The 24268-nt window shown below is 74.3% G+C and carries 22 protein-coding genes; 2 read left to right on the top strand and 20 right to left on the bottom strand.

Features of this window, described 5'->3' with window-relative positions:
- Positions 1-55: 55 nt before the first annotated feature.
- Both RNC47_RS00170 and fmt read right to left on the bottom strand, forming a co-directional pair.
- On the bottom strand, positions 56-1480 hold the full coding sequence (locus RNC47_RS00170) for an RsmB/NOP family class I SAM-dependent RNA methyltransferase (RefSeq protein WP_311594481.1): 1425 nt from the start codon (positions 1478-1480) through the stop codon (positions 56-58).
- Between the two features lie 67 nt (positions 1481-1547).
- Positions 1548-2498, bottom strand: a complete 951-nt coding sequence (fmt, locus tag RNC47_RS00165) for a methionyl-tRNA formyltransferase (protein WP_311594480.1) — start codon at positions 2496-2498, stop codon at positions 1548-1550.
- Between the two features lie 248 nt (positions 2499-2746).
- On the opposite strand from fmt, the gene RNC47_RS00160 reads away from it, so the two are divergent.
- Positions 2747-3277: a hypothetical protein gene (locus tag RNC47_RS00160; protein ID WP_311594479.1), complete on the top strand. Its 531-nt coding sequence runs from the start codon at positions 2747-2749 to the stop codon at positions 3275-3277.
- A 24-nt stretch (positions 3278-3301) separates the two neighbouring features.
- Here the strand turns inward: RNC47_RS00160 and RNC47_RS00155 are convergent, their stop codons facing one another.
- The 14 genes from RNC47_RS00155 to pyrR all read right to left on the bottom strand — a co-directional run bounded on the left by RNC47_RS00155 (position 3302) and on the right by pyrR (position 19825).
- Positions 3302-5464 carry a primosomal protein N' gene (locus tag RNC47_RS00155; protein WP_394814679.1) on the bottom strand — a complete coding sequence of 721 codons (2163 nt, stop codon included), beginning with the start codon at positions 5462-5464 and terminating at the stop codon, positions 3302-3304.
- A gap of 72 nt (positions 5465-5536) precedes the next feature.
- On the bottom strand, positions 5537-6745 hold the full coding sequence (gene metK, locus RNC47_RS00150) for a methionine adenosyltransferase (RefSeq protein WP_311594477.1): 1209 nt from the start codon (positions 6743-6745) through the stop codon (positions 5537-5539).
- A 237-nt stretch (positions 6746-6982) separates the two neighbouring features.
- Positions 6983-8188: a bifunctional phosphopantothenoylcysteine decarboxylase/phosphopantothenate--cysteine ligase CoaBC gene (gene coaBC / locus RNC47_RS00145; protein ID WP_311594476.1), complete on the bottom strand. Its 1206-nt coding sequence runs from the start codon at positions 8186-8188 to the stop codon at positions 6983-6985.
- Between the two features lie 151 nt (positions 8189-8339).
- Positions 8340-8612 (bottom strand): DNA-directed RNA polymerase subunit omega, encoded by a 273-nt coding sequence (gene rpoZ, locus RNC47_RS00140; protein ID WP_132931393.1) that lies wholly within the window; start codon positions 8610-8612, stop codon positions 8340-8342.
- A gap of 55 nt (positions 8613-8667) precedes the next feature.
- Positions 8668-9219 (bottom strand): guanylate kinase, encoded by a 552-nt coding sequence (gene gmk, locus RNC47_RS00135; RefSeq protein WP_311594475.1) that lies wholly within the window; start codon positions 9217-9219, stop codon positions 8668-8670.
- Positions 9220-9257: 38 nt separating this feature from the next.
- Positions 9258-9578, bottom strand: coding sequence for an integration host factor (locus RNC47_RS00130; protein WP_311594474.1), 321 nt, complete (start codon positions 9576-9578; stop codon positions 9258-9260).
- 229 nt (positions 9579-9807) lie between these two features.
- Complete coding sequence (pyrF, locus tag RNC47_RS00125; protein WP_311594473.1) at positions 9808-10665, bottom strand: orotidine-5'-phosphate decarboxylase; 858 nt, start codon at positions 10663-10665, stop codon at positions 9808-9810.
- Positions 10662-11798, bottom strand: a complete 1137-nt coding sequence (locus RNC47_RS00120; protein WP_311594472.1) for a quinone-dependent dihydroorotate dehydrogenase — start codon at positions 11796-11798, stop codon at positions 10662-10664. The genes pyrF and RNC47_RS00120 overlap by 4 nt, the downstream gene beginning before the upstream one ends.
- Entirely contained in the window at positions 11795-15115 is a 3321-nt protein-coding gene (gene carB, locus RNC47_RS00115) for a carbamoyl-phosphate synthase large subunit (RefSeq protein ID WP_311594471.1), read from the bottom strand. The genes RNC47_RS00120 and carB overlap by 4 nt, the downstream gene beginning before the upstream one ends.
- A complete protein-coding gene (gene carA, locus RNC47_RS00110) occupies positions 15108-16250 on the bottom strand; it encodes a glutamine-hydrolyzing carbamoyl-phosphate synthase small subunit (protein ID WP_311594470.1) in 1143 nt (380 codons plus the stop codon). The genes carB and carA overlap by 8 nt, the downstream gene beginning before the upstream one ends.
- Positions 16247-16879 carry a PH-like domain-containing protein gene (locus tag RNC47_RS00105; RefSeq protein ID WP_311594469.1) on the bottom strand — a complete coding sequence of 211 codons (633 nt, stop codon included), beginning with the start codon at positions 16877-16879 and terminating at the stop codon, positions 16247-16249. Before RNC47_RS00105 ends, carA begins: the two co-directional genes overlap by 4 nt.
- Positions 16876-18174, bottom strand: a complete 1299-nt coding sequence (locus RNC47_RS00100) for a dihydroorotase (RefSeq protein WP_311594468.1) — start codon at positions 18172-18174, stop codon at positions 16876-16878. Before RNC47_RS00100 ends, RNC47_RS00105 begins: the two co-directional genes overlap by 4 nt.
- Positions 18171-19160, bottom strand: a complete 990-nt coding sequence (locus RNC47_RS00095) for an aspartate carbamoyltransferase catalytic subunit (protein WP_311594467.1) — start codon at positions 19158-19160, stop codon at positions 18171-18173. Before RNC47_RS00095 ends, RNC47_RS00100 begins: the two co-directional genes overlap by 4 nt.
- An 86-nt stretch (positions 19161-19246) precedes the next feature.
- Complete coding sequence (pyrR, locus tag RNC47_RS00090) at positions 19247-19825, bottom strand: bifunctional pyr operon transcriptional regulator/uracil phosphoribosyltransferase PyrR (protein ID WP_311594466.1); 579 nt, start codon at positions 19823-19825, stop codon at positions 19247-19249.
- Between the two features lie 196 nt (positions 19826-20021).
- Here pyrR and bldD point away from each other — a divergent pair, with 196 nt between their 5' ends.
- Positions 20022-20522, top strand: a complete 501-nt coding sequence (bldD, locus tag RNC47_RS00085) for a transcriptional regulator BldD (protein WP_113685051.1) — start codon at positions 20022-20024, stop codon at positions 20520-20522.
- 162 nt (positions 20523-20684) lie between these two features.
- Here the strand turns inward: bldD and nusB are convergent, their stop codons facing one another.
- The 4 genes from nusB to RNC47_RS00065 form a co-directional block, all read right to left on the bottom strand.
- Entirely contained in the window at positions 20685-21110 is a 426-nt protein-coding gene (gene nusB / locus RNC47_RS00080; RefSeq protein ID WP_311594465.1) for a transcription antitermination factor NusB, read from the bottom strand.
- A 2-nt stretch (positions 21111-21112) separates the two neighbouring features.
- Complete coding sequence (gene efp, locus RNC47_RS00075; RefSeq protein ID WP_311594464.1) at positions 21113-21679, bottom strand: elongation factor P; 567 nt, start codon at positions 21677-21679, stop codon at positions 21113-21115.
- Positions 21680-21751: 72 nt separating this feature from the next.
- Positions 21752-22864, bottom strand: a complete 1113-nt coding sequence (locus tag RNC47_RS00070; RefSeq protein ID WP_311594463.1) for a M24 family metallopeptidase — start codon at positions 22862-22864, stop codon at positions 21752-21754.
- Between the two features lie 93 nt (positions 22865-22957).
- The gene (locus RNC47_RS00065; RefSeq protein WP_387099565.1) at positions 22958-23683 is read right to left on the bottom strand and encodes an AAA family ATPase; all 726 of its coding nucleotides are present in this window, start codon (positions 23681-23683) and stop codon (positions 22958-22960) included.
- Between the last annotated feature and the right edge of the window lie 585 nt (positions 23684-24268).

Raw genomic sequence — 24268 nt, 5'->3', positions numbered from 1 at the left:
ATTCAACATGCCCGCCGGCCGCCCTCAGCCGGTCGGCCGGCGGGCGACCAGGCCCCTACGACGTGCGGCGCAGCAGCGCCAGGTACATGGCGTCGGTGCCGTGCCGGTGCGGCCAGAGCTGGATGTCGGGGCCCTCGCCGAGCTCGGGCACCCCGGGCAGCAGCGGGCGGGCGTCGATCCGCTCCACCGTCGTACCGCCCTCCCTGGCAAGGGACTTGAGCACGTCGGCGACGACCAGGCGGGTTTCGGCCAAATGCGGCGAGCAGGTCGCGTAGCCGACCACGCCGCCGGGCCGCACGGCGGTCAACGCGCCGCGCAACAGGTCGCGTTGGAGCGCGACGAGGCCGTCCAGGTCCTCCGGGCGGCGACGCCAGCGAGCCTCGGGGCGGCGGCGCAGCGCCCCGAGCCCGGTGCAGGGCACGTCGACCAGCACCCGGTCGAAGGCGCCGGGGCGCCAGGCGGGGCGGGTGCCGTCCGCGACCACCACCTGGTGCGGGCCCGGGTTACCGTCCAGCGCGCGGGCCACCAGGCGGGCCCGGTGCGGCTGCCGCTCGGCGGCGACCAGCGCCGCGCCCCGCTCGGCCGCGAGGGCGCCGAGCAGCGCCGCCTTGCCGCCGGGGCCCGCGCAGCCGTCCAGCCAGCGCCGGTCGGGGCCGGTCAGCGGCGCGTTGGCCAGCGCCAGGGCGACCAGCTGACTGCCCTCGTCCTGGACGCCGGCCCGGCCCTCGCCGACCGCCTCCACCGCGCCCGGCTCGCCGCCCTCGACAAGCCGCACCGCGTACGGCGACCAGCGGCCGGGCTCGGCGCCCGGCTCGGCCCGCAGTTCCTCCACGGTGGACCGGCCGGGGCGGGCCACCAACGTGACGCCAGGGCGCTCGTTGTCGGCGGCCAGCAGCTGCTCGATGCCGGCCCGGTCGCCGCCCAGCGCGTCCCACAGGGCGGAGACCACCCAGCGGGGGTGGGCGTACGCCAGGGCCAGGTGCTCCTCCGGGTCCTCGTCGTACGGCGGGGCGACCCGTTCGAGCCAGCCGTCGAGGTCGTGGGCGGCCACCCGGCGCAGCACCGCGTTGACGAACTTGGCGCGGCCGTCGCCGAGCACGCAGCGGGCCAGCTCGACGCTCGCGCTGACCGCGGCGTGGCTCGGGATCCGGGTGCCGAGCAGCTGGTGGGCACCGAGCGAGAGCACGTCCAGGACCGGCGGGTCCACGTCGCGCAACGGCCGGTCGACGCAGGCGGCGAGCACCGCGTCGTAGGTGCCCTGGCGGCGCAGGGTGCCGTAGACCAGCTCGGTGGCCAGGGCGGCGTCCCTGGCGTCGAGCTCGCCGGCCTCCTTGGCCCTGGTCAGCATCGGCGGGAGCACCAGGTTGGCGTAGGCGCCGCGCTCGCCGACGGCGCGCAGCGCGTCGAAGGCGAGGATCCGGACCGGATCCCTCCGGGGTCGGCGGTAGGTCCTGGCTGGTCGGCGCTGCCGGGTGCTCACGGGAAGGGGTGCTCCGGGTGTCGGGGTGAGGGATCGGGTGCCGGGGTGCCCGGCGGTGGTCTCCAGCCTACGGCCGGGGAGCGGTGGGCGACTCGAGCCGCTCGCCGGCGGCGACCCGGACCCCCCTGGCCCAGTCCGCGGCGCGCATCGGCTTCTTGCCCTGCGGCTGGACCCAGACCAGCTCGACGGCGTGCGAGCCGGTGCCGACGTGGACGGCGTGCTTCTCGGCGGCCAGCTCGCCGGGGGCCAGGTCGTCCCGGTCCGGCACCGTGGTCACCTGACGGAGCTTCAACCGCTCGCCGCGGAACACCGTCCAGGCCCCGGGGGCCGGGGTGCAGGCGCGTACCTGGCGATGCACCCGCAACGCGGGGGCCGACCAGTCGACGGCCGCGTCCTCGACGGTGATCTTGGGGGCGAGGCTGACACCCTCGGCGGGCTGCGGCTCGGCGCGCAGCGTGCCGTCCTCGATGCCGTCCATGGTGTGCGCGAGCAGCCCGGCGCCGGCGAAGGCGAGCCGGGTGAGCAGGTCGCCGCTGGTGTCCTCGGGGCGGATGGCCTCGGTGAGCACCCCGTAGACGGGCCCGGAGTCCAGACCCTCCTCGATCTGGAAGGTGCAGGCGCCGGTGATCTCGTCGCCGGCGAGCACCGCGTGCTGGACGGGGGCGGCGCCACGCCAGGCCGGCAGCAGCGAGAAGTGCAGGTTCACCCAGCCGTGCCGGGGGATGTCGAGGGCGGCCCTGGGCAGCAGGGCGCCATAGGCGACGACCGGGCAGCAGTCGGGGTCGATCGCGCGCAGCCGGTCCAGGAAGTCGGGGTCGTGGGGGCGGCGGGGGCGCAGGATCTCGATGCCGGCCTCGGCGGCGCGCTCGGCCACCGGGCTGGGAACGAGCCGCCGGCCCCGGCCGGCCGGGGCGTCGGGGCGGGTCACGACGGCGACGACCTGGTGCCGGTCCGAGGCGAGCAGGGCGTCGAGGGCCGGGATGGCCACCTCCGGAGTGCCGGCGAAGACGAGCCTCATCGTGCGTGTACGACCTCTCCGTTGCTGTCCGCTGCGGTGCCGGCCGGCGGGAGGGGCCGGCCCCGACGAGTCTAGGGTCCGCGGTGGCACGTTTCTTCCGGGGCTCGGAAGTGGGTGTGCGATGCACGGGGTTGACGATGCGCGCCGGCAGCGTGACTCCGGCGCGGGGTGGCGCGTTGTCAAGGGAGATTGACCGCACGGGCCGGTTACTGGTCCGTTTCCTTGACGCCGGTTCGAGAGGCTTGTTCATGGCCGACCACGCCACCCCTGACGCTCAGGCACGGGCCAGCCTGCATCTGCTGGTGCGGGACATCGAGCGGGTCCGCCGCCAGGTGGACGCGCTGCGTACGCTCACCGCGCAGCTGGGCAACGTATACCGACCGCGACGCACCGGTCCCTCCGCCGGATTCGTGGTCTACGGGCGAGCGCCCGCCCCCACGGTCCGGCTGGCCCAGGAACTCCGGGACAGTGTGGAGGCCCTGGTGACGGCCGCGGTGGACTTCGACCGTTCGCTCGGCTTCTCCTGGGACGCGGTGGGTTCTGCCCTCGGCGTCACCAAGCAGGCGGTGCACCGCCGTTACGGTGCCCGGCGGGCCGGGGCGAGCGCGGGCGCGGGGGCCGGCGCACAGCCCCAGGCCCCGCGGGAGCCGGCGCGTCCCGAGGGGCCGCTGGCGCCGGGAGTGCCGCCGGCCCGCACGGTGCCTGGGCGGCCGGCGCAGCCGGTGGCGGGCGGCTCCGAGGCCAGGAGCGGCGCCTTCCCCGGGCAGCGCAGCGGCTGAGCCGCCGGCCGCGGCGGGGCCGGGTCAGCCGATGTCGGCCGGGTCGATGCGCACCCGCGCCGGGGCCCCCTCGCGGCGGGCCAGCCGGGCGGCCTGCGCGGTCTTGAGGGCGGCGGCGAGGGCGGCGCCGCTGCCCGGTGGCACCCGGACCAGCGCCCGCTGCCACTGCTCGCCGGGCGGCGGGTCCCCGACGCGCCGGGGCCGGCCCGGCTCGGGGACCGGCATCGGCACGGGCCCGAGCACCTCCGCCTCGGCGGGCAGCCGCGCGGTGTCGAGCAGCCCTTCGACCGCCTCCGGCGGCCCGCTGACGGCGGCCATCCTGGAGACCGGCGGAAAGCCGAGGAACGCCCGGTCCGCGAGCTCGCGGCGCGCGTTGCCCGCGGGATCCCAGCGCACCAGGGCCTGCACGGGCCGAAGGGTGGCCTCCGCGAGCACCACCACGGTGCCGCCGTCGGCGTGCGGGCGGACCAGGGCCGCCGCGTTCAGCCAGTGGCGCAGGGCCTCCTCACCGGCCCGCAGGTCGGGGCGGCCGAGCAGCACCCAGCCGTCGAGCAGCAGGGCCGCCGCGTAGCCGGGCCCCTCGGGGACGGGCTCGGCCCCCGGGGTGCTGACCACCAGCGCCGGCCGGTCGGGGACGGTGTCCAGGACGTGGTCGCGACCCGAGGTGCGGACGGGCACGGCGGGGAACGACCTGCCGAGCTCCTCCGCGGTGCGGCGGGCCCCGATGACGACGGCGCGCAGCCGGCTCTCCCCGCACTCGGCGCAGGCCCAGCCGGGAGCCTCGGTGCCACACCAGCCGCAGCTCAGCGGCCGGTCGGGGCCGGCGGCCGCGAGCGGGCCCTGGCAGCGGGCGCAGCGGGCGGGGGCGCGGCAGCGGGCGCAGGCGAGCCGGGGCGCGTACCCCCGGCGCGGCACCTGGACGAGCACCGGGCCACGCTCCAGTCCGTCGCGCAGGGTCTCCCAGGCGAGGCTGGGCAGCCGGGCCGAGCGGGCCGCCGGGTCACGGGCCGAGTCCTCGTCCCCGACGGTGCGGACCAGGGGCGCGGCGGCGCGGACCGCGGGGCGGTCGGCGGCCAGCGGGCGGGCCCAGCCGGTCTCCACCAGCTGGGCGGCCTCCACGGTCTGCGCGTGTCCGCCGACCAGCGCGGCGGCGCCCTCCTGGACGGCCCGCAGCACCAGCACCTCACGGGCGTGCGGCTGCGGGGCGCGGTCCTCGTGGTGGGACGAGTCCCCGTCGTCCCAGACGGCCACGAGGCCGAGGTCGCGGACGGGGGCGAACATGGCGGCCCTGGTGCCGACGACGCAGCGCACCGAGCCGCGGTTGAGCGCGAGCCAGCGCCGGTACCGGACCTCGGGTCCGGCGTCGGCGGTGAGCAGCACATGGTGGCCCTCGCCCACGAGAGCGGTCAGCGCGGTGTCGAGCCGGGCGGCCGCGCGGCCGTCGGGCAGCACGGCGAGGGCGCCGCGGCCGGCGGCCAGCGTGGTGGCCAGGGCGCGGGCCAGCTCGTCCGGCCAGTGCGGCCCGGGCAGCGCGGTCCACACGGCCCGGGGCGCCTCGCCCGCGGCCAGCGCCTGGAGGAAGGCGGGGCCCTGCGGATAGCGGGTCCAGCCGCCGGGCGCGGGCGGGGGTGGCGGCGCGGCGGGCGGCGGCGAGGGCTGGCGCTCGGCCCTGGCCATCCGGGGCGGGACGGCGAGCGTGACGACGTCGGCGAGGGCGCCGGCGTAGCGGTCGGCGACCGAGCGGCAGAGCCGGAGCAGCTCGGGGGTGAGCACCGGCTCGGTGGAGAGCACCTGCGCCAGGGGGGCCAGCACCCCGGGGAAGTCGCTCTCGGCGCGCCGCTCGACCACGAAGCCGTTGATCAGGCGGCCGCCCTCGCGGCGGCCGTCACGCTGCCCGGCGCCGAAGCGGACCCGGACCCGGACCCCGGGCCTGGCCTCCTCGTCCATGGCGGCGGGCACGGCGTAGTCGAAGTAGCGGTCGAGGTGGACGAGCCCCTTGTCGACCAGGACCCGGGCGACCGGCAGCCGCTCGGCGAGCGGCGCGTCCCGCCAGGTGCGCGGGGGCGTGCGCTTGCGGGCCGCGTCGCGCAACAGGGCCAGCTGCTCACCGGCCGGGCCCTGGTGGCTCTGCTCTCGCCGGGGGCCGATCTCGCTCACGGTGCCCAGTACAGCAGATCCCTCGGACATCCGACGGCGGCCGGTGGCCGACGTCCGAGGCCCGAGGGATCGGCGATGACGAGGGTCGCGGGACCGGGGTGGCTAGACGCCGACGGCGGCGCGGAGGGCCTCGACACGGTCGGTGCGCTCCCAGGTGAAGTCGGGGAGCTCACGGCCGAAGTGGCCGTAGGCCGCGGTCTGGCCGTAGATCGGGCGGAGCAGGTTGAGGTCGCGGATGATGGCGGCCGGGCGGAGGTCGAAGACCTCGGTGATGGCCTGCTCGATGCGCTCGACGGGGGCGGTGGCGGTGCCGAAGGTCTCCACGAACAGGCCGACCGGCTCGGCCTTGCCGATGGCGTACGCGACCTGCACCTCGCAGCGGGTGGCCAGGCCGGCGGCCACCACGTTCTTGGCGACCCAGCGCATCGCGTAGGCCGCCGAGCGGTCCACCTTCGACGGGTCCTTGCCGGAGAACGCGCCGCCGCCGTGCCGGGCCATGCCGCCGTAGGTGTCGATGATGATCTTCCGGCCGGTCAGGCCGGCGTCGCCCATCGGGCCGCCGATCTCGAACCGCCCGGTCGGGTTGACCAGCAGCCGGTATCCCTCGGTGTCCAGCTTGATGCCGTCGGTCAGCAGGGCCTTCAGCTCCGGCTCGACCACGAACTCCTGGATGTCGGGGGCGAGCAGCGAGTCCAGGTCGATGTCGGAGGCGTGCTGCGAGGAGACCACCACGGTGTCGAGGCGGACCGCCTTGTCGCCGTCGTACTCGATGGTGACCTGCGTCTTGCCGTCCGGCCGCAGGTAGGGGATGGTCCCGTTCTTCCGGACCTCGGAGAGCCGGTGGGAGAGCCGGTGGGCCAGCCGGATCGGCAGCGGCATCAACTCGGGCGTCTCGTCGCAGGCGTAGCCGAACATCAGCCCCTGGTCGCCGGCGCCCTGCCGGTCGAGCTCGTCCTCGTCACCCTCGACCCGGGCCTCGTAGGCGGAGTCCACGCCCTGCGCGATGTCGGGCGACTGCGCGCCGATGGACACCGAGACGCCGCAGGAGGCGCCGTCGAACCCCTTCTTGGAGGAGTCGTAGCCGATGCCGAGGATGGTGTTGCGCACCAGCGAGGCGATGTCGGCGTAGGCCGAGGTGGTGACCTCACCGGCCACGTGCACCAGGCCCGTGGTGATCATGGTCTCCACGGCCACCCGCGAGGTCGGGTCCTCGGCGAGCAGGGCGTCGAGGATGGCGTCGCTGATCTGGTCGGCGATCTTGTCGGGGTGACCCTCGGTCACGGACTCCGAGGTGAACAGACGGCGGGACACATCGCTCCCTGGGGTTGCAGCGGCTGCTGACTGAACTGTGACGGCCGCCCGCGGCGAACGGGGGACGGCCGGCGCCAATCCTAGCCGGCCCGGGGCCGGCATGAGCCGAAGGCTCGGCCACGACGGCGGCGATCTCCGGCCCGCCCACCCTAGCCCGAGCGACCGGCTCGCGGGGAGAGCGGACCGCTCTGCGAGACACGCTCCGGTGCGCGACCCCTGGCGCCCCCTGCCACCTCACTACGGCCAGCGCCGCGCCACCACGTCCCAGACGCGGTCGGCCAGGGCCTCCTTGGGGCCGTGCGGCACGGGCGTCTCCGCTCCCCCGGCCTCCAGGATCACCGCCTCGTTCTCCTCGGTGCCGAAGGCGATGCCCTCGCCGACCCGGTTGACCACCAGGACGTCGCAGCCCTTGCGCGCCAGCTTGGCGCGGCCGTTGGCCAGCACGTCCTCCGTCTCGGCGGCGAAGCCGACCACCAGCTGCCCCGGCCGGCGGCCGGCGGCCAGCTCGGCCAGGATGTCCGGGTTGCGGACCAGGGCGATGGGCTCCGGGCCCCGGTCGTCGCGCTTCTTGATCTTCTGCGGGGCGCGGCTGGCCGGCCGGAAGTCGGCGACGGCGGCGGCCATCACCACCGCGTCCGCCTCGGCGGCCGCCTTGACCACCGCCTCCCGCAGCTCCTCGGTGGTGGACACCGGGACCACGGTGACGCCGGCCGGGTCCGGCAGCGCGGTGTTCGCCGCGACCAGGGTGACCGCCGCGCCCCGGGCGGCGGCGGTGCGGGCCAGCGCGTAGCCCTGCTTCCCTGAGGAACGGTTCCCCAGGTAGCGGACGGGGTCGAGCGGCTCCCGGGTGCCCCCGGCGCTGATCACCACCCGGCGACCCGCCAGGTCGGCCGGCTCGTCCACCGCGCCGCGCTCCAGCACCCGACGGCAGTAGGCGAAGATCGCGGACGGGTCGGGCAGCCGGCCCCTGCCGGTGTCGGCGCCGGTGAGCCGGCCCACGGCGGGCTCGATCACCAGGGCGCCCCGGCGGCGCAGCGTGGCCACGTTCTCCTGGGTGGCGGGGTGCTCCCACATCTCGGTGTGCATGGCGGGCGCGAAGACCACCGGACAGCGGGCGGTGAGCAGCACGTTGGTCAGCAGGTCGTCGGCGCGGCCACCGGCGGCGCGGGCCAGCACGTCCGCGGTGGCGGGGGCGATCACCACCAGGTCGGCCCGCTGCCCGATCCTGACGTGCGGGACCTCGTGCACGTCCTCCCAGACCTCGGTGGCCACCGGGGCGCCGGACAGCGCCGCCCAGGTGGGGGCGCCGACGAAGCGCAGCGCCGACGCGGTGGGCACCACGGTGACCGAGTGCCCCGACTCGGTGAACAGCCGCAGCAGCTCACATGCCTTGTAGGCGGCGATGCCGCCGCCCACCCCGAGGACGATCTCCGGCCGGGCCATCGCTCGCCCCTTCCCGCGCCGCCGCCGGCGACGGCGCTCCCCTCTGGTCACTTCGCACTACCGCGTGGCTCCATCCTGCACCACGGCCCCGACAGACGACGGGCCCGGCAGCCAGACGGCCGCCGGGCCCGGAGCACACCGAGCGCCCGCCCTAGTCCGTGGCGCCCTCGACGGCCTCGGAGGTCAGCAGGCCCGCGTTGATCTCGCGCAGCGCGATCGACAGCGGCTTCTCGTGCACGTGCGTGTCGACCAGCGGCCCGACGTACTCCAGCAGGCCCTCGCCGAGCTGCGAGTAGTAGGCGTTGATCTGGCGCGCCCGCTTGGCGGCGTAGATCACCAGGCTGTACTTCGAGTCGGTCGCCTCGAGCAGCTCGTCGATCGGCGGGTTGATGATGCCCTCGGGCGTGGTGATAGGAGAGGACACGCTCTGCCTTCCGCTGGGAATCTGGGGAGGCCCCCCTCTTGACAGGTCAGGGCTCTTAACGGACCAAGGCTAGCAGCTCGGTCACGACGTCCTCGACCGAGGTGTTGACCAGGGTGAGGTCGAACTCGGGCTCGGCGGCGAGCTCGGTGCGCGCCGCCGCGAGCCGCCGCTCGATGACCTCCGGGGGCTCGGTGCCGCGGCCGGTGAGCCGGCGGACCAGCTCCTCCCAGCTGGGCGGCGCCAGGAACACCAGCCGGGCCTCCGGCATGGTCTCCCTGATCTGGCGGGCGCCCTGCAGGTCGATCTCGAGGAGCACGGGGTCCCCCGCCTCGAGCCGGTGCAGCACGGCACGACGCGGGGTCCCGTAGCGGTTGCCGGCGAACTCGGCCCACTCCAGCAGCTCGCCGTTGGCGACCAGCTTGTCGAACTCCTCGTCGTCCACGAAGTAGTACTGGACGCCGTGCCGCTCGCCGGGACGGGGCTTCCGCGTGGTGGCGGACACGGACAGCCACACTTCCGGGTGGGCTTTGCGCAAATGAGCGACGACCGTGCTCTTGCCGACCCCGGAGGGGCCGGAGAGCACGGTCAGTCGCGGACGATCGGTCATGCGGCGATTATCCCGGTTCCCGGAGGGTCGGGAAAACCTCAGCCCTTGGCGCCGAACTCACGCTCGAGCGCGGCGATCTGGTTGGAGCCGAGCCCACGGACCCGGCGGCTCTCGGAAATCCCGAGCCGCTCCATGATCTGGCGGGCGCGGACCTTGCCGACGCCCGGCATCGACTCCAGCAGTGCGCTGACCTTCATCTTGCCGATGACATCGTTCTCCTGGCCCTGCTTGATGACCTCGTGCAGCGAGGCGCCGGAGTGCTTGAGCCGATTCTTGACCTCGGCGCGCTCCCGGCGAGCCGCGGCGGCCTTCTGAAGCGCGGCTGCGCGCTGTTCAGGGGTAAGGGGCGGAAGAGCCACGCCTACGTCACCTCGGGTATCGAACTGTCGGATACGGAACGGTGAGGAACCTAGTAGCCCCACACCGGCGGAGCAACGAGCAACGCGCTCGGGGCTCCGCTCTCGACGGAGACTAGCGGCCGGCACCGCGATTAGTCAGCGAGAATCGACAAAAAGTCCAGGTCAGCTGGAGATCCCCCCTCGCATTTCCGACATATCCCTGCACAGTTTGCGACAACGATGCGCGCGGTCACGCTCCGGAGTCGAGGAATCGCGCGATCTCCGCCGCCTCCCGCTCCGCCGCGGCACGCAGTGCCGCGGGGTGCGGGCCGTGCTTCAGCACCCCGCGGCCCACGTTGGGCAGGACCTGGCCCAGGGTGTCGCCGAAGACCCGGGGCAGATCCGCGGCGGTGGCGCCCTGAGCGCCCACGCCGGGCGCCAACAGCGGTCCGCCGATCGCCAGTTCGGCGCCGGTCTCGCCGACGGTGGCGCCGACCACGGCGCCGAACGAGCCGAGCGGGGCGCCGGCGGCCAGCTCGGCCGCGTTCTCCTCGCGCAGCCGGTCGAGGATCCCCTGGGCGACCGTGGGTCCGGCGGCGGTGACCGCCGACTGCACCTCGGCGCCCTCCGGGTTGGAGGTGAGGGCGAGCACGAACACGCCCCGGCCGTTGGCCCTGGCGAGGTCGAGGGCCGGGCGCAGCGAGCCGTAGCCAAGGTACGGGCTGACGGTGACGGCGTCGGCGGCGAGCGGGGCGCCCTCGTCCAGGTAGGCCGCGGCGTAGGCGGCCATGGTGGAGCCGATGTCACCGCGCTTGGCGTCCAGCAGCACCAGGGCGCCGGCCGAGCGCGCCGCGGCGACGGTCCGCTCCAGCACGGCGACGCCCCGGGAGCCGAAGCGCTCGAAGAAGGCCGACTGCGGCTTGAGCACGGCGACCCGCTCGGCGAGTGCCTCGACCACCGTGTCGGCGAAGCGCTCCAGGCCGCCGACGTCGTCGCCGAGGCCCCAGGCCGCCAGCAGCGAGGGGTGCGGATCGATGCCCACGCAGAGCGGGCCGCGCTCGTCCATGGCCCGGCGCAGTCGGGTCCCGAAGGGTTCGGGGGCGGTCATGACCTGTCCTCACTCACGTCGTCGCGCGCGCCGGCGCCCACGGCGTCGGCGAGCGTCGCGTAGGGGCTGGCGGCCAGGCGCCTGGCGAGTCCCCGGTTGATGGCGCGGGCCCAGCCGGGTCCCGCGTAGACGAAGCCGGTGTATCCCTGGACCAGGGTCGCGCCGGCCAGCAACCGCTCCCAGGCGTCGTCGGCGGTCTCGACGCCGCCGACGCCGATCAGGGTGACCCGGTCGCCCACGCGGCGGTGCAGCCGCCGCAGCACGGCGAGCGAGCGCTCCCTGAGCGGGGCGCCGGAGAGGCCGCCGGCGCCCAGGGCGGCGACGTCGGCCGCCGGGGTGGCGAGGCCGTCGCGGGCGATGGTGGTGTTGGTGGCGATGATCCCGTCGAGCCCGAGGTCGAGTGCGAGGTCGGCGACGGCGTCCACGTCCTCGTCGGCGAGGTCGGGGGCGATCTTGACCAGCAGGGGCACCCGCCGGTCCGGCACCGCGCGGTCGGCCGCCTCGCGCACGGCGGTGAGCAGCGGGCGCAGCCGCTCGGCGGCCTGGAGGTCGCGCAGCCCCGGGGTGTTGGGCGAGGAGACGTTGACCACCAGGTAGTCGGCGTGCCCGGCGAGCCGCTCGGTCGAGGCGACGTAGTCGGCGACGGCCTCCGATTCGGGGACGGCCTTGGTCTTGCCGATGTTGACGCCGAGGACCGGCCGGCTCCGCCGGCCGCGCCGGGCGAGCCGGGCGGCGACGGCGGCGGAGCCCTCGTTGTTGAACCCCATCCGGTTGACCAGGGCGCGGTCGGCCGGCAGCCGGAAGAGCCGCCGCGGCGGGTTTCCGGGCTGCGGCCGACCGGTGACGGTGCCGATCTCGACGTGGTCGAAGCCCAGCATCGCCAGGCCGTCCACGCCCACGGCGTTCTTGTCGAAGCCGGCGGCGAGCCCGAAAGGCCCCGGCATCTCCCGGCCCAGGGCCCGCACCCGGAGGTCGGGGTGGGCCGGGGCGTAGACGGCGCGCACCGCGGAGCGCAGCCCCGGCACCCGCGCCACGAGGCGGATCAGCGCGAAGGCGAGGTGGTGGGCACGCTCCGCGTCGAGCCGGCGGAGGACGGTGTTGAACAGGAGGCCGTAGGCGGTCACCCCGGTCACCGGTTCCGCGCCTCGATCAGCTGGCTGGCGTGCTCCTGGAGGGCGCGGACGCCGACCTCCCCCTTGGTGAGCGCGTCGATGCCCTGGACGGCCGCGGCCAGCGCCTGGACGGTGGTCAGGCAGGGGATGCCGCGGGCGACCGCCGCCGTGCGGATGTCGTAGCCGTCGAGCCGACCGCCGGTGCCGTAGGGGGTGTTGACGATGAGGTCGACCTGGCCCTCGTGGATCAGCTGGACGATGGTGGGCTCGCCGTTCGGGCCCTGTCCCTCGTACTCCTTGCGCACCACCGTGGCGTGGATGCCGTTCCGCCTGAGCACCTCGGCGGTGCCCGAGGTGGCCAGCAGCTCGAAGCCGTGCTCGACCAGGGCGCGGGCCGGGAAGATCATGGCCCGCTTGTCGCGGTTGGCGACCGAGACGAACGCCCGGCCCTTGGTGGGCAGCGCGCCGTAGGCGCCGGCCTGCGACTTGGCGTAGGCGGTGCCGAAGGCCGAGTCGATGCCCATGACCTCGCCGGTGGAGCGCATCTCGGGCCCCAGCACGGTGTCCACGCCGCGCCCGTGCACGTCCCGGAAGCGGGACCAGGGCATCACGGCCTCCTTGACGGAGATCGGCGCGTCCAGCGGGAGGGTGCCGCCGTCGCCGCGGGCGGGGAGCATGCCCTCGGCGCGCAGCTCGGCGATGGTGGCGCCGAGCGAGATCCGGGCCGCCGCCTTGGCCAGCGGCACGGCGGTGGCCTTGGAGGTGAAGGGGACGGTGCGGGAGGCGCGCGGGTTGGCCTCCAGCACGTAGAGGATGTCGCCGGCGAGCGCGAACTGGATGTTGATCAGGCCACGGACGCCGACGCCGGCGGCGATGGCCTCGGTGGAGGCGCGCAGCCGCTTGATGTCGTGGCCGCCCAGGGTGATCGGCGGCAGCGCGCAGGCCGAGTCGCCGGAGTGGATGCCGGCCTCCTCGATGTGCTCCATGACGCCGCCGAGGTAGAGCTCGGTGCCGTCGTAGAGGGCGTCCACGTCGATCTCGATGGCGTCGTCGAGGAAGCGGTCGACGAGCACCGGGTGCTCCGAGATCAGTCCGGCGTGCTGCTCCAGGTACTCGGCGAGCGCCGCCTCGTCGTAGACGATCCGCATGCCACGGCCGCCGAGCACGTAGCTGGGGCGGACCATCACGGGATAGCCGATGCCGGCGGCGATGGCCTTGGCCTCGTCGAAGGAGAAGGCGGTGCCGTACTTGGGGGCCGGCAGCCCGGCCTCGGCGAGGACCCGGCCGAACGCGCCGCGCTCCTCGGCCAGGTTGATGGCCTCGGGCGAGGTGCCGACGATGGGCACCCCGTTGTCCTTGAGCGCCTGGGCGAGGCCGAGCGGGGTCTGGCCGCCGAGCTGGACGATGACGCCGGCGACCGGCCCGGCCTGGGTCTCGGCGTGCACGATCTCCAGCACGTCCTCCAGGGTGAGCGGCTCGAAGTAGAGCCGGTCGGAGGTGTCGTAGTCGGTGGAGACGGTCTCGGGGTTGCAGTTGACCATCACCGTGTCGTAGCCGGCCTCGCTGAGCGCGAAGCAGGCGTGGACGCAGGAGTAGTCGAACTCGATGCCCTGGCCGATCCGGTTGGGTCCCGAGCCCAGGATGATCACGGCGGGCCGCTCGCGCGGGGTGACCTCGGTCTCCTCGTCGTAGGAGGAGTAGAGGTAGGGGGTGCGGGCGGCGAACTCGGCGGCGCAGGTGTCCACGGTCTTGTAGACCGGCCGGACCCCGAGCGCGTGCCGCACCTCGCGCACCACGTCCTCGCGCAGGCCCCGGATGCCGGCGATCTGGGCGTCGGAGAAGCCGTGCCGCTTGGCGCCGGCCAGCAGTTCGGGGGTGAGCTGCTCGGCGGCGGCCAGCTCGTCGGCGACCTCCTTGATCAGGAAGAGCTGGTCGACGAACCAGGGGTCGATGCGGGTGGCCTCGAAGACCTGCTCGGGGGTGGCGCCGGCGCGGATCGCGGCCATCACGGTGGAGAGCCGACCGTCGGTGGGGACCGCGGCGCGGGTCAGCAGCCCGGCCAGGTCCTCGGCGGTGCCGGGCTCGCCGGCGAAGTCGAACTGGGAGCCCTTCTTCTCCACGGAGCGCAGCGCCTTCTGCAGCGCCTCGGTGAAGTTGCGGCCGATGGCCATGGCCTCGCCGACCGACTTCATGGTGGTGGTGAGGCTCGGGTCGGCGGCCGGGAACTTCTCGAACGCGAACCGGGGGACCTTGACCACCACATAGTCGAGGGTGGGTTCGAAGGAGGCGGGCGTCTCCTCCGTGATGTCGTTGGGGATCTCGTCCAGCGTGTAGCCGATGGCGAGCCGGGCGGCGATCTTCGCGATCGGGAATCCGGTGGCCTTGGAGGCCAGCGCGGAGGAGCGGGAGACCCGGGGGTTCATCTCGATGACGACCACCCGGCCGTCGTCCGGGTTGACGGCGAACTGGATGTTGCAGCCGCCGGTGTCCACACCGACCTCGCGGATCACGGCGATGCCGATGTCGCGCAGGATCTGGTACTCGCGGTCGGTCAGGGTCATCGCGGGCGCCACGGTGATCGAGTCGCCGGTGTGCACGCCCATCGGGTCGAGGTTCTCGATGGAGCAGACGACCACGACGTTGTCGTTGCGGTCGCGCATCAGCTCCAGCTCGTACTCCTTCCAGCCGAGGATGGACTCCTCGAGGAGCACCTCGGTGGTGGGCGAGAGGGCCAGGCCCTGCCCGGCGATGCGGCGCAGCTCCTCCTCGTCGTGGGCGAACCCCGAGCCGGCGCCGCCCATGGTGAAGGAGGGGCGGACGACGACCGGGTAGCCGCCGAGGTGCTCGACGCCGGCGAGCACGTCGTCCATCGAGTGGCAGATGACCGAGCGGGCGGACTCGCCGTGCCCGGTGGCCTGGCGGACCGCCTCGACGACGGCCTTGAACTTGTCGCGGTCCTCGCCCTTGGCGATGGCCTCGACGCTGGCGCCGATCAGCTCGACGCCGTGGGCGGCGAGGGTGCCGGCCTCGTGGAGCGCGATCGCGGTGTTGAGCGCCGTCTGGCCGCCGAGCGTCGGCAGCAGGGCGTCGGGGCGCTCCTTGGCGATGATGCGCTCGACGAACTCCGGGGTGATCGGCTCGATGTAGGTCGCGTCGGCGATCTCCGGGTCGGTCATGATCGTGGCCGGGTTGGAGTTGACCAGGATGACCCGCAGGCCCTCGGCCTTGAGCACACGGCAGGCCTGGGTGCCCGAGTAGTCGAACTCGGCGGCCTGGCCGATGACGATCGGGCCGGAGCCGATGACCAGGACGGACTGGATATCGGTGCGCTTAGGCACGCTGGCCCTCCATCAGGGAGACGAAGCGGTCGAACAGGTAGGCGGCGTCGTGCGGACCCGCCGCCGCTTCGGGGTGGTACTGGACGCTGAAGGCCGGCCGGTCGAGCAGCCGCAGTCCCTCGACGACGTCGTCGTTGAGGCAGACGTGCGAGACCTCGACCCGGCCGTAGGGGGTGTCGGTGACGGCGTCGAGCGGGGCGTCGACGGCGAAGCCGTGGTTGTGCGCGGTCACCTCGACCTTGCCGGTGGTGAGGTCCTTGACCGGCTGGTTGATGCCGCGGTGGCCGTACTTGAGCTTGAAGGTGCCGAAGCCCAGCGCGCGGCCGAGGATCTGGTTGCCGAAGCAGATGCCGAACAGCGGGGTGCCGCGCTCCAGCACGCCGCGCATCAGCGCGACCGGGTGGTCGGCGGTCGCCGGGTCGCCCGGGCCGTTGGAGAAGAACACCCCGTCGGGGGCGACGGCGTAGATCTCGTCCAGGGTGGCGGTCACCGGCAGGACGTGCACCTCGATGCCGCGCTCGGCCATCCGGTGCGGGGTCATGCCCTTGATGCCGAGGTCGATGGCGGCCACGGTGAGCCGCTTCTCGCCGATGGCCGGCACCACGTAGGGCTCGGTGGTGGCGACCTCGGGCGACAGGTCGGCGCCCGACATCTGGGGCGCGGAGCGCACCCTGGCCAGCAGCGTGGCGCTGTCGGCGACGGCCTCGCCGGAGAAGATCCCGGCGCGCATGGCGCCGCGCTCCCGCAGGTGGCGGGTGAGGGCACGGGTGTCGACGCCGCTGATGCCGACGACGCCCTGCGCGGCGAGCTCGTCCTCCAGGGAGCGCCTGGCCCGCCAGTTGGAGTGGCGGCGCGCCGGGTCGCGGACCACGTAGCCGGCCACCCAGATGCGGCGGGACTCGGGGTCCTCGTCGTTGACGCCGGTGTTGCCGATGTGCGGGGCCGTCATCACGACCAGCTGGCGGTGGTACGAGGGGTCGGTCAGGGTCTCCTGGTAGCCGGTCATGCCGGTGGAGAAGACGGCCTCGCCGACGGTCTCGCCCCGCGCGCCGTACGCCTGTCCGCGGAAAGTGCGGCCGTCCTCCAGGACGAGCACGGCCGGCGCCGGGGCGGCGGTGCGGGTGGTGGCGGTCATCGGACGCCTTCCTGTTCGTGCTGAGATTCGTGCTTCTGGTCGTGCGGAACGGGAGCGGGCTCGGCCGGCGAGTAGGTGCCGAGGGCGTCGATCCAGGCGGCGTGCTCGGCGGACCGGTCGGAGCGGAAGCCGGAGTCGAGCAGCCGCTCGCCGTGCTCCCAGGTGATCACCAGCAGTCCGCCCTCGGTGAGGACCTTGCCGGCGATGCCCTTCTCGGGGCGCGCGCCGCGGATCCGGTCGGCCGGGATCAGGAAGTCCACCGCGCCCGGCCTGACGACGGTCACGCCCTCGTCGGTGAGGGTCAGCTCGGCCCGGCTGCGGGCGCCGAGGCCGTGCGCGGCGATCCGGTCGAGCCACTGCCCGGCGGTGGTGCTGCCGTGGTAGCGGCCGGTCATCCGCAGCCGCTCGGGGCCCGGCTCGGCGGGCGGTGCCGGCAGCTCGGGCAGGTCGCCCTGGAGCGTGGCGCGCCACTTCCAGCCCTCCCGCATCAGCCAGTAGACCAGCGCGACGAAGAGCACCAGGCCGACGAGCCAGGCGACGCGGGCCCCCCAGTCGGTGACCTCCTGCGACCTGCGGACGGTCTCCGCGCCGTCCTCGGTGGTGAGCGCGTAGCGCAGCGCGGCGTTCATACCAGCTTCCCGTCCATGAGCGTTGCCCGGCCCCGCAGGAAGGTGTGCGTCACGCGGCCCGGCAGCTCGCGCCCCCGGTAGGGGGTGTTGCGGCTGCGGGAGGCGAACGCGGCGGGGTCCACCTCTCCACGGTAGGCGGGGTCGACGAGGGTGAGGTTGGCGGGCTCGCCCTCGGCCACGGGCCGGCCGTGGCCGGCGAGCCGGCCGATGGTCGCCGGCCGGAAGGACATGCGGTCGGCGACGCCGGCCCAGTCGAGGAGACCGGTGTCCACCATCGTGTGCTGCACCACGGACAGCGCGGTCTCCAGGCCGATCATGCCCATGGCGGCCGCGCCCCACTCGCAGTCCTTGTCCTCGTGCGGGTGCGGCGCGTGGTCGGTGGCCACGCAGTCGATGGTGCCGTCGGCCAGCGCCTCGCGCAGCGCGAGCACGTCCTCCTCGGTGCGCAGCGGCGGGTTGACCTTGAAGACCGGGTCGTAGGAGCGGACCAGTTCGTCGGTGAGCAGCAGGTGGTGCGGGGTGACCTCGGCGGTGACCTGCCAGCCCTTGGACTTGGCCCAGCGGACCAGTTCGACGGAGCCGGCCGTCGAGAGGTGGCAGATGTGCACCCGGGAGCCGACGTGCGCGGCGAGCAGCACGTCGCGGGCGATGATCGCCTCCTCGGCCACCGCCGGCCAGCCGCCGAGCCCCAGCTCGGCGGAGACCGCGCCCTCGTTCATCTGGGCGCCCTCGGTGAGCCTGGGCTCCTGGGCGTGCTGGGCGATCACGCCGTCGAACGCCTTCACGTACTCCAGCGCGCGCCGCATGATCACGGCGTCGTCCACGCACTTGCCGTCGTCGGAGAAGACGACGACGCCGGCCGCCGAGTCGTGCATGGCGCCGAGCTCGGCCAGCTGCCGGCCACCGAGACCGACGGTGACGGCGCCGACCGGCTGCACGTCGCAGTAGCCGGACTCGCGGCCGAGGCGCCAGACCTGCTCGACCACGCCGGCGGTGTCGGCGACCGGGAAGGTGTTGGCCATGGCGTGCACGGCGGTGAAGCCGCCGGCGGCCGCCGCCCTGGTGCCGGTGAGCACGGTCTCCGAGTCCTCGCGGCCCGGCTCGCGCAGGTGGGTGTGCAGGTCGACCAGGCCCGGCAGCAGGACGAGCCCGTCGGCCTCCACGACCTGCGCGCCCTCGGCGTCGAGCCCGGCGCCGACGCGGGCGACGGTCTCGCCCTCGATCAGCACGTCCTGGGGGGCGCCGCCGAGTACCCTCGCGGCGCGGATCAGGGTGCGCGCGGTGTTCTCGCTCATGCCTGGGTGTTCTCCTCGGTGGTGCGGGCGCTGACGGCGGGCTCCGAGCCGCCGAGCAGCAGGTACAGGACGGCCATCCGGACGCTGACGCCGCCGGACACCTGCTCGACGGCGGTGCAGCGGGGCGAGTCGGCGACCTCCGCGGTGATCTCCATGCCGCGGTTCATGGGGCCCGGGTGCATCACGACGGCGTGCTCGGGCATGCGGCTCATGCGGTCGCCGTCCAGGCCGTAGCGGCGGGCGTACTCACGCTCGGTGGGGAAGAAGGCCGCGTTCATCCGCTCACGCTGGACCCGGAGCATCATCACGGCGTCCGACTTGGGCAGCACCGCGTCCAGGTCGTAGTCGACGGCGCAGGGCCAGCGCTCCACGCCGACCGGCAGCAGGGTGGGCGGTCCCACGACGGTGACCTCGGCGCCGAGCGTGGTGAGCAGTCGGACGTTGGAGCGGGCCACCCGGCTGTGCAGGATGTCGCCGACGATCGTGATCCGGCGGCCCTCCAGGTCGGCGCCCAGGCCGCGGTCCGGTCCGCCGACCAGGCGGCGGCGCAGCGTGAACGCGTCGAGCAGCGCCTGCGTCGGGTGCTCGTGGGTGCCGTCGCCCGCGTTGACGACGCAGCCGCCGATCCAGCCGGAGGTGGCGAGCCGGTGTGGGGCTCCGGAGTCGTGGTGCCGGATGACGACGGCGTCGGCGCCCATCGCCTCCAGGGTGAGCGCGGTGTCCTTGAGCGACTCGCCCTTGGAGACCGAGGAGCCCTTGGCGGAGAAGTTGATCACGTCGGCTGAGAGCCGCTTGGCCGCCGCCTCGAAGGAGATCCGGGTGCGGGTGGAGTCCTCGAAGAAGAGGTTGACCACGGTGCGACCGCGCAGGGTCGGGAGCTTCTTGATCGGCCGGTCCGCGACCCGGGCCAGTTCCTCGGCGGTGTCGAGGACCAGGAGGGCGTCGTCGCGGGAGAGGTCGGTGGCCGAGATGAGGTGACGCTTCATCAGGTGCCTTCCGTCTGTTCGTGGGAAGCGTGCGGGCGCGCCGGCATGCCGGGGCCCGGGTGGGGCTCGGCGGGCCTGGCGGCGCGCTACTGCTCGGCCGCTGGGGCGTGCTCGCGCACGCCGAGGAGCACGCCGTCGCGGCCGTCCTCCTCCTGGAGGAGGACGCGGACGGTCTCGCGCAGCGAGGTCGGGATGTTCTTGCCGACGTAGTCGGCGCGGATCGGCAGCTCACGGTGGCCGCGGTCGACCAGGACGGCGAGCTGCACGGCGCGCGGCCGGCCGATGTCACCCAGCGCGTCGAGCGCGGCCCTGATGGTGCGGCCGGAGAAGAGCACGTCGTCCACGAGGACGACGAGGCGGCCGTCGACGCCGTCGCCCGGGATCTCGGTCCTGGCCAGGGCGCGCGCGGGGCGCAGCCGCAGGTCGTCCCGGTACATCGTGATGTCGAGCGAGCCCACGGGGAGCGGGTGCCCGGTGATCTCGCGCAGGTTGGCCGCGAGCCGGCGGGCCAGGAAGACGCCTCGGGTGGGGATTCCCAGGAGGACCACGTCGTCCGCGCCCTTGGCGCGCTCGACGATCTCGTGGGAGATGCGGGTCAACGCCCGCGCGATGTCCGGCGCTTCCAGGACGGAACGGGCCGGAGCAGGGTTGCTCTCGTTGTCCATACGAAAAGGACCTCCTTCCCCGCCTCACGGGACGGGCCTTAAAGGACGTCGGTCGATCCAGGCCGACAATACCAGGAGCTTCGACACGCTCCGCATCGCCCCAGGTCAGGGGCTACCTTGTCGCCTCGGCTTGACGAGAGATATTACGCTGCGTAACCTCACAGTGAGTTACCAGAACGCCGTCCCGGGGAGACACATGTCCAGCGAATACGCCAAACAGCTCGGAGCCAAGCTCCGGGCCATCCGCACCCAGCAGGGTCTCTCGCTCCATGGGGTCGAGGAGAAGTCCCAGGGCCGCTGGAAGGCGGTCGTGGTCGGCTCGTACGAGCGTGGCGACCGCGCCGTGACCGTGCAGCGCCTCGCGGAGCTGGCGGACTTCTACGGGGTCCCCGTCCAGGAGCTGCTGCCCGGCTCGACGCCCGGCGGTGCCGCCGAGCCGCCGCCGAAGCTCGTGCTCGACCTGGAGCGCCTCGCCCACGTGCCCAGCGAGAAGGCGGGCCCGCTCCAGCGTTACACGGCCACCATCCAGAGCCAGCGCGGCGACTACAACGGCAAGGTGCTCTCGATCCGTCAGGACGACCTGCGCACCCTGGCCGTGATCTACGACCAGTCGCCCTCGGTCCTGACCGAGCAGCTGATCAGCTGGGGCGTGCTCGGCGCGGACGCGCGCCGCGCGGTTCAGGCGGAGGAGAGCTGACGCCTCGTGTCGGCGGGGCTTCACGGCCGGGCCGGCTCCGGCCGGGCCGTCGAGCCAACGCCCCGGGCGGGGTGACACCACTGGTGGTGTCACCCCGCCCGGGGCGTGGCCGCGCGGCCGGACCGCGGAGCCAGGAGGTCGTCCGCCGGCCGGCCGCCGGGCTCAGCGCCGCAGGGACGGCTTGAGGTCCTTCAGGCGGCCCAGCAGGCCGTTGACGAAGGGCGGCGAGTCGTCCGTGGAGAACTCCCTGGCCAGCTGCACGGCCTCGTCCAGCACCACCGCGTCGGGCGTGCCGTCCTGCCATATCAGCTCGAACGCGGCCAGCCGCAGGATGTTGCGGTCGACGCCCGGCATCCGGTCCAGCGTCCAGCCGACCGAGTACTGCGCGATCAGCTCGTCGATCCGCTCGGCGCGGGCAGCGTAGCCCTCGACCAGCTCGCGGGTGTACTCGCTGACCGGCGGCTGCCGGTCGTCGGTCTTGCCGATCTCGACCCAGCTGGCCATCACGTCGAGCGGCGCGACACCCCGCTGGTCGGCCTCGAAGAGGATCTGCAGGGCGCGCTTGCGGGCCTTGCTGCGGGCAGACACGGTTAGTTGTTCACCCGGCCAAGGTATTCGCCGGAGCGGGTGTCGACCTTGATCTTCTCACCGGTGGTGATGAACAGCGGGACGCCGATCTCGTAACCGGTCTCCAGGCGGGCGGGCTTGGTGCCGCCGGTGGAGCGGTCGCCCTGGACGCCCGGCTCGGTGTACTCGATCACCAGCTCGACGGCGGCCGGCAGCTCGATGAAGAGCGGGTTCTCCTCGTAGATCGCGACGGTGCAGTCCTGCCCCTCGAGCAGGTAGTTCGCCGCCTCGCCCACGGTCTCCGGGTTGACGTAGAGCTGGTCGTACGTCTCCGTGTCCATGAAGACGAAGTCGGTGCCGTCCTTGAAGGAGAACTGCATGCCCCGCCGGTCGACGGTGGCCGTCTCGACCTTGGTGCCGGCGTTGAAGGTCTTGTCGACCACCTTGCCGGAGAGCACGTTCTTCAGCTTGGTGCGGACGAAGGCGCCGCCCTTACCGGGCTTGACGTGCTGGAACTCGACAACGGACCACAGCTGGCCCCCTTCCAGCTTGAGCACCATGCCGTTCTTGAGGTCGTTCGTGGTGGCCACGGTCGCGGAATCTCCTAGGGACTGCTGCGTGAAGGTGACCGCGGTCCCCCCGCGCACCGGCCCCCCGCGGGGTCACAGGGCGAGGAGCTCCTTGGTCGTGATGGTGAGTAGCTCCGGTCCGCCGTCCGCCGCGGAGCGGACGACGAGCGTGTCGTCGATCCGGACACCGCCCCGGCCCGGTAGATGGACCCCCGGCTCGACGGTGACCGGCACACAGGGGCCAAGTCTACCCATGGCCGCGGGCGACAGCCGAGGGTCCTCCCCGATCTCGAGGCCCACCCCGTGCCCGGTCACCGGACCGAGCGCCCTGCCGTGCCCCGCCGCCGACAGCACCTCGCGGGCCGCGCGGTCCACCTCCCGGTACTCGACGCCGGGCGTCAGCGCCTCCCTGGCCGCCCGCTGGGCCGCGAAGACCACGTCGTAGAGCTCGATCTGCCAGTCGGCCGGGCTGGTGCCGATGACGAAGGTCCGGCCGATCTGGCAGCGGTAGCCGCGGAACCTGGCGCCGAGCCGGACGGTGAGGAAGTCGCCCTCCTCCACCCTGCGGTCGGTCGGCCGGTGCCCGGCGAGGCCGGAATGGCTGCCGGTGGCGACGGAGGTCGGGAACGCCGGGCCGTCCGCGCCGTGGTCCACCAGGCGGCGTTCGAGCTCGAGCGCCAGATGGCGCTCGGTACGGCCCACCAGGATCGACTCCAGCAGCTCGCCGAGCGCCCGGTCGGTGATCTCGGCCGCGACCCGCAGGGCGGCGATCTCGTCCTCGTCCTTGACCAGCCGCTGCCGCTCCACCGCGCAGCCGAGGTCGGTGAACCCGGTCCCGGGCGCGGCCCGCGTCAGCGCCCGGTGCCTGGCCACCGTCAGGTGGTGCTCCTCGACGGCCACCGCCCGGGCGCCGCCCTCGGCGGCCGCGACCACCGCCGCGAGCGCCGGATCGGCGTCCCCGTCGAGCGAGGTGACGCGTAGCCCCTCCTCCTCGTGCGGGCGAGGCCCCACCGGCTCCTCGGCCGGGTCCCAGTGGCCGAACAGCGTGTCCCCGCCGTCGTGCCCGACGAGCAGCACGGCGCCGGCCGGGGCAGGACCCACGAGATAGCGCACGTTGGACGGCCGCGAGACGACGGCGGCCACGTCGCCCGCCGGCGAAGCGTGGGCACGGAGCCGTGAGCGCCGGCCCGCGTGAACCTCGGACATGGACCGAGCCTACGCAGCGGCGGGGATTCCGGCCTTCTCAGCGGGGCCGGACGAGCGGGAGCCCGGACACCCGTGCGAGTGATTGGCCGGAAGTCACCACTGCGGCGGCGTGCTGAGGCTGCGGGCCACCGCGTCGTCCAGCATGCGGGCGGTGGTGGCGACGTCGTGCCGCGAGTTGTCGATGATCGGCAGCCCCGAGCCGTACCAGCCGGCCATCCGGCCGTGGATGGTGGCCACCTCCTCGTCCGAGAGGCGGCGGGTGCCGGTGCGGGCCGCGTTGCGCTCCAGCACGATGTCCAGGCCCGGCAGCAGCACGATCGGGATCAGCCCGGGGCCCACGTGGCGCTTCCAGCCGCCGAGCCCCACGGCCGGCCGGTCGGGGAAGACCGCGTCGTCCAGGATGCAGGAGATGCCGTTGGCCAGGAAGTTGCGGGCGGCGAAGCCGCAGGTGCGGCGGGCGAGGCGGTACTGCGCCTCGGAGCGGTCGTCCCAGCCCGAGCGCGGGTCGGCGAAGCCGGAACGCACCCACTCCCGCACGTCGTCCAGGCTGATGTGGGCGGTCGGCACCGGGCGCCGCTCCGCCCAGTACCTGGCCACCGTCGTCTTGCCGGCCCCGGCGGGGCCGATCAGCAGCACGGCGATGCCGACATGGCTGATGTCCGGCGGCGCGGCACCCGCCGCCGGGGCCGGAGCCGGCACCATGGCGCCGGGCGGCAGCTGGACGTACCCGGTCGTCCCGCCGTCCGGCGGGGCGGGAGGTGGCACGGGCATCCCACCGGGCTGTTGCATCCGCTCCCCACCTATGTCAGTCGTCGTCATCGGGCTCGGCCCGCCGGCCTGAGCGGTCCGAAGGCCGCCCGGCAGCGCGCCGCCACCCCTCCATGCGGGCAGCATATCCGCCACCATCCCCCGAATGGACGAACCCGCACGCGCCTGGCGGCGCGACCGCCCCGAAGGACGTGAGGTGACGCGGGGCGGCGGAGGGAGGGAAAAGCGACGGGCACCGGACGGGAATGGGATCGGACCGACGCTGGCGGACACTGCGCTGACCGGTCCCCGCGGCGCCAAGCGCTGACCGCCGGGCTCCGGGGGCAGGTGGTCGCGTCCCGGCGCCGCGACCGAGCCGGACGCCGGCCCCGTACGGCCCGAGTCCCACCGCCCGGCCACCCGGTTCCGGCCCCCGCGCCCAGCACCGCCCGGATCGAGCACCATGGCAGGGGCCGGACACCGGCCCCGTACCCGCACAGCCGCCGGGCGGCGGCCGGCGGCCGGCGGTGCCGGCCCGCAGGGCCGGGGTGCGCGGCGCGGCTGCCCTCGGCCGGGAGGCCGTCAGGCGGCGAGCACCACGGCGGGGCCGGACGCGAGTCCGGTGGCGGCCCGGCCCGCGAGCGACCCGAGCCCCCG

Source organism: Streptomyces millisiae (assembly GCF_031845425.1).
In the GTDB taxonomy this organism is placed as follows: domain Bacteria; phylum Actinomycetota; class Actinomycetes; order Streptomycetales; family Streptomycetaceae; genus Streptomyces; species Streptomyces millisiae.
This window is presented reverse-complemented; position numbering and strand designations above follow the sequence as displayed.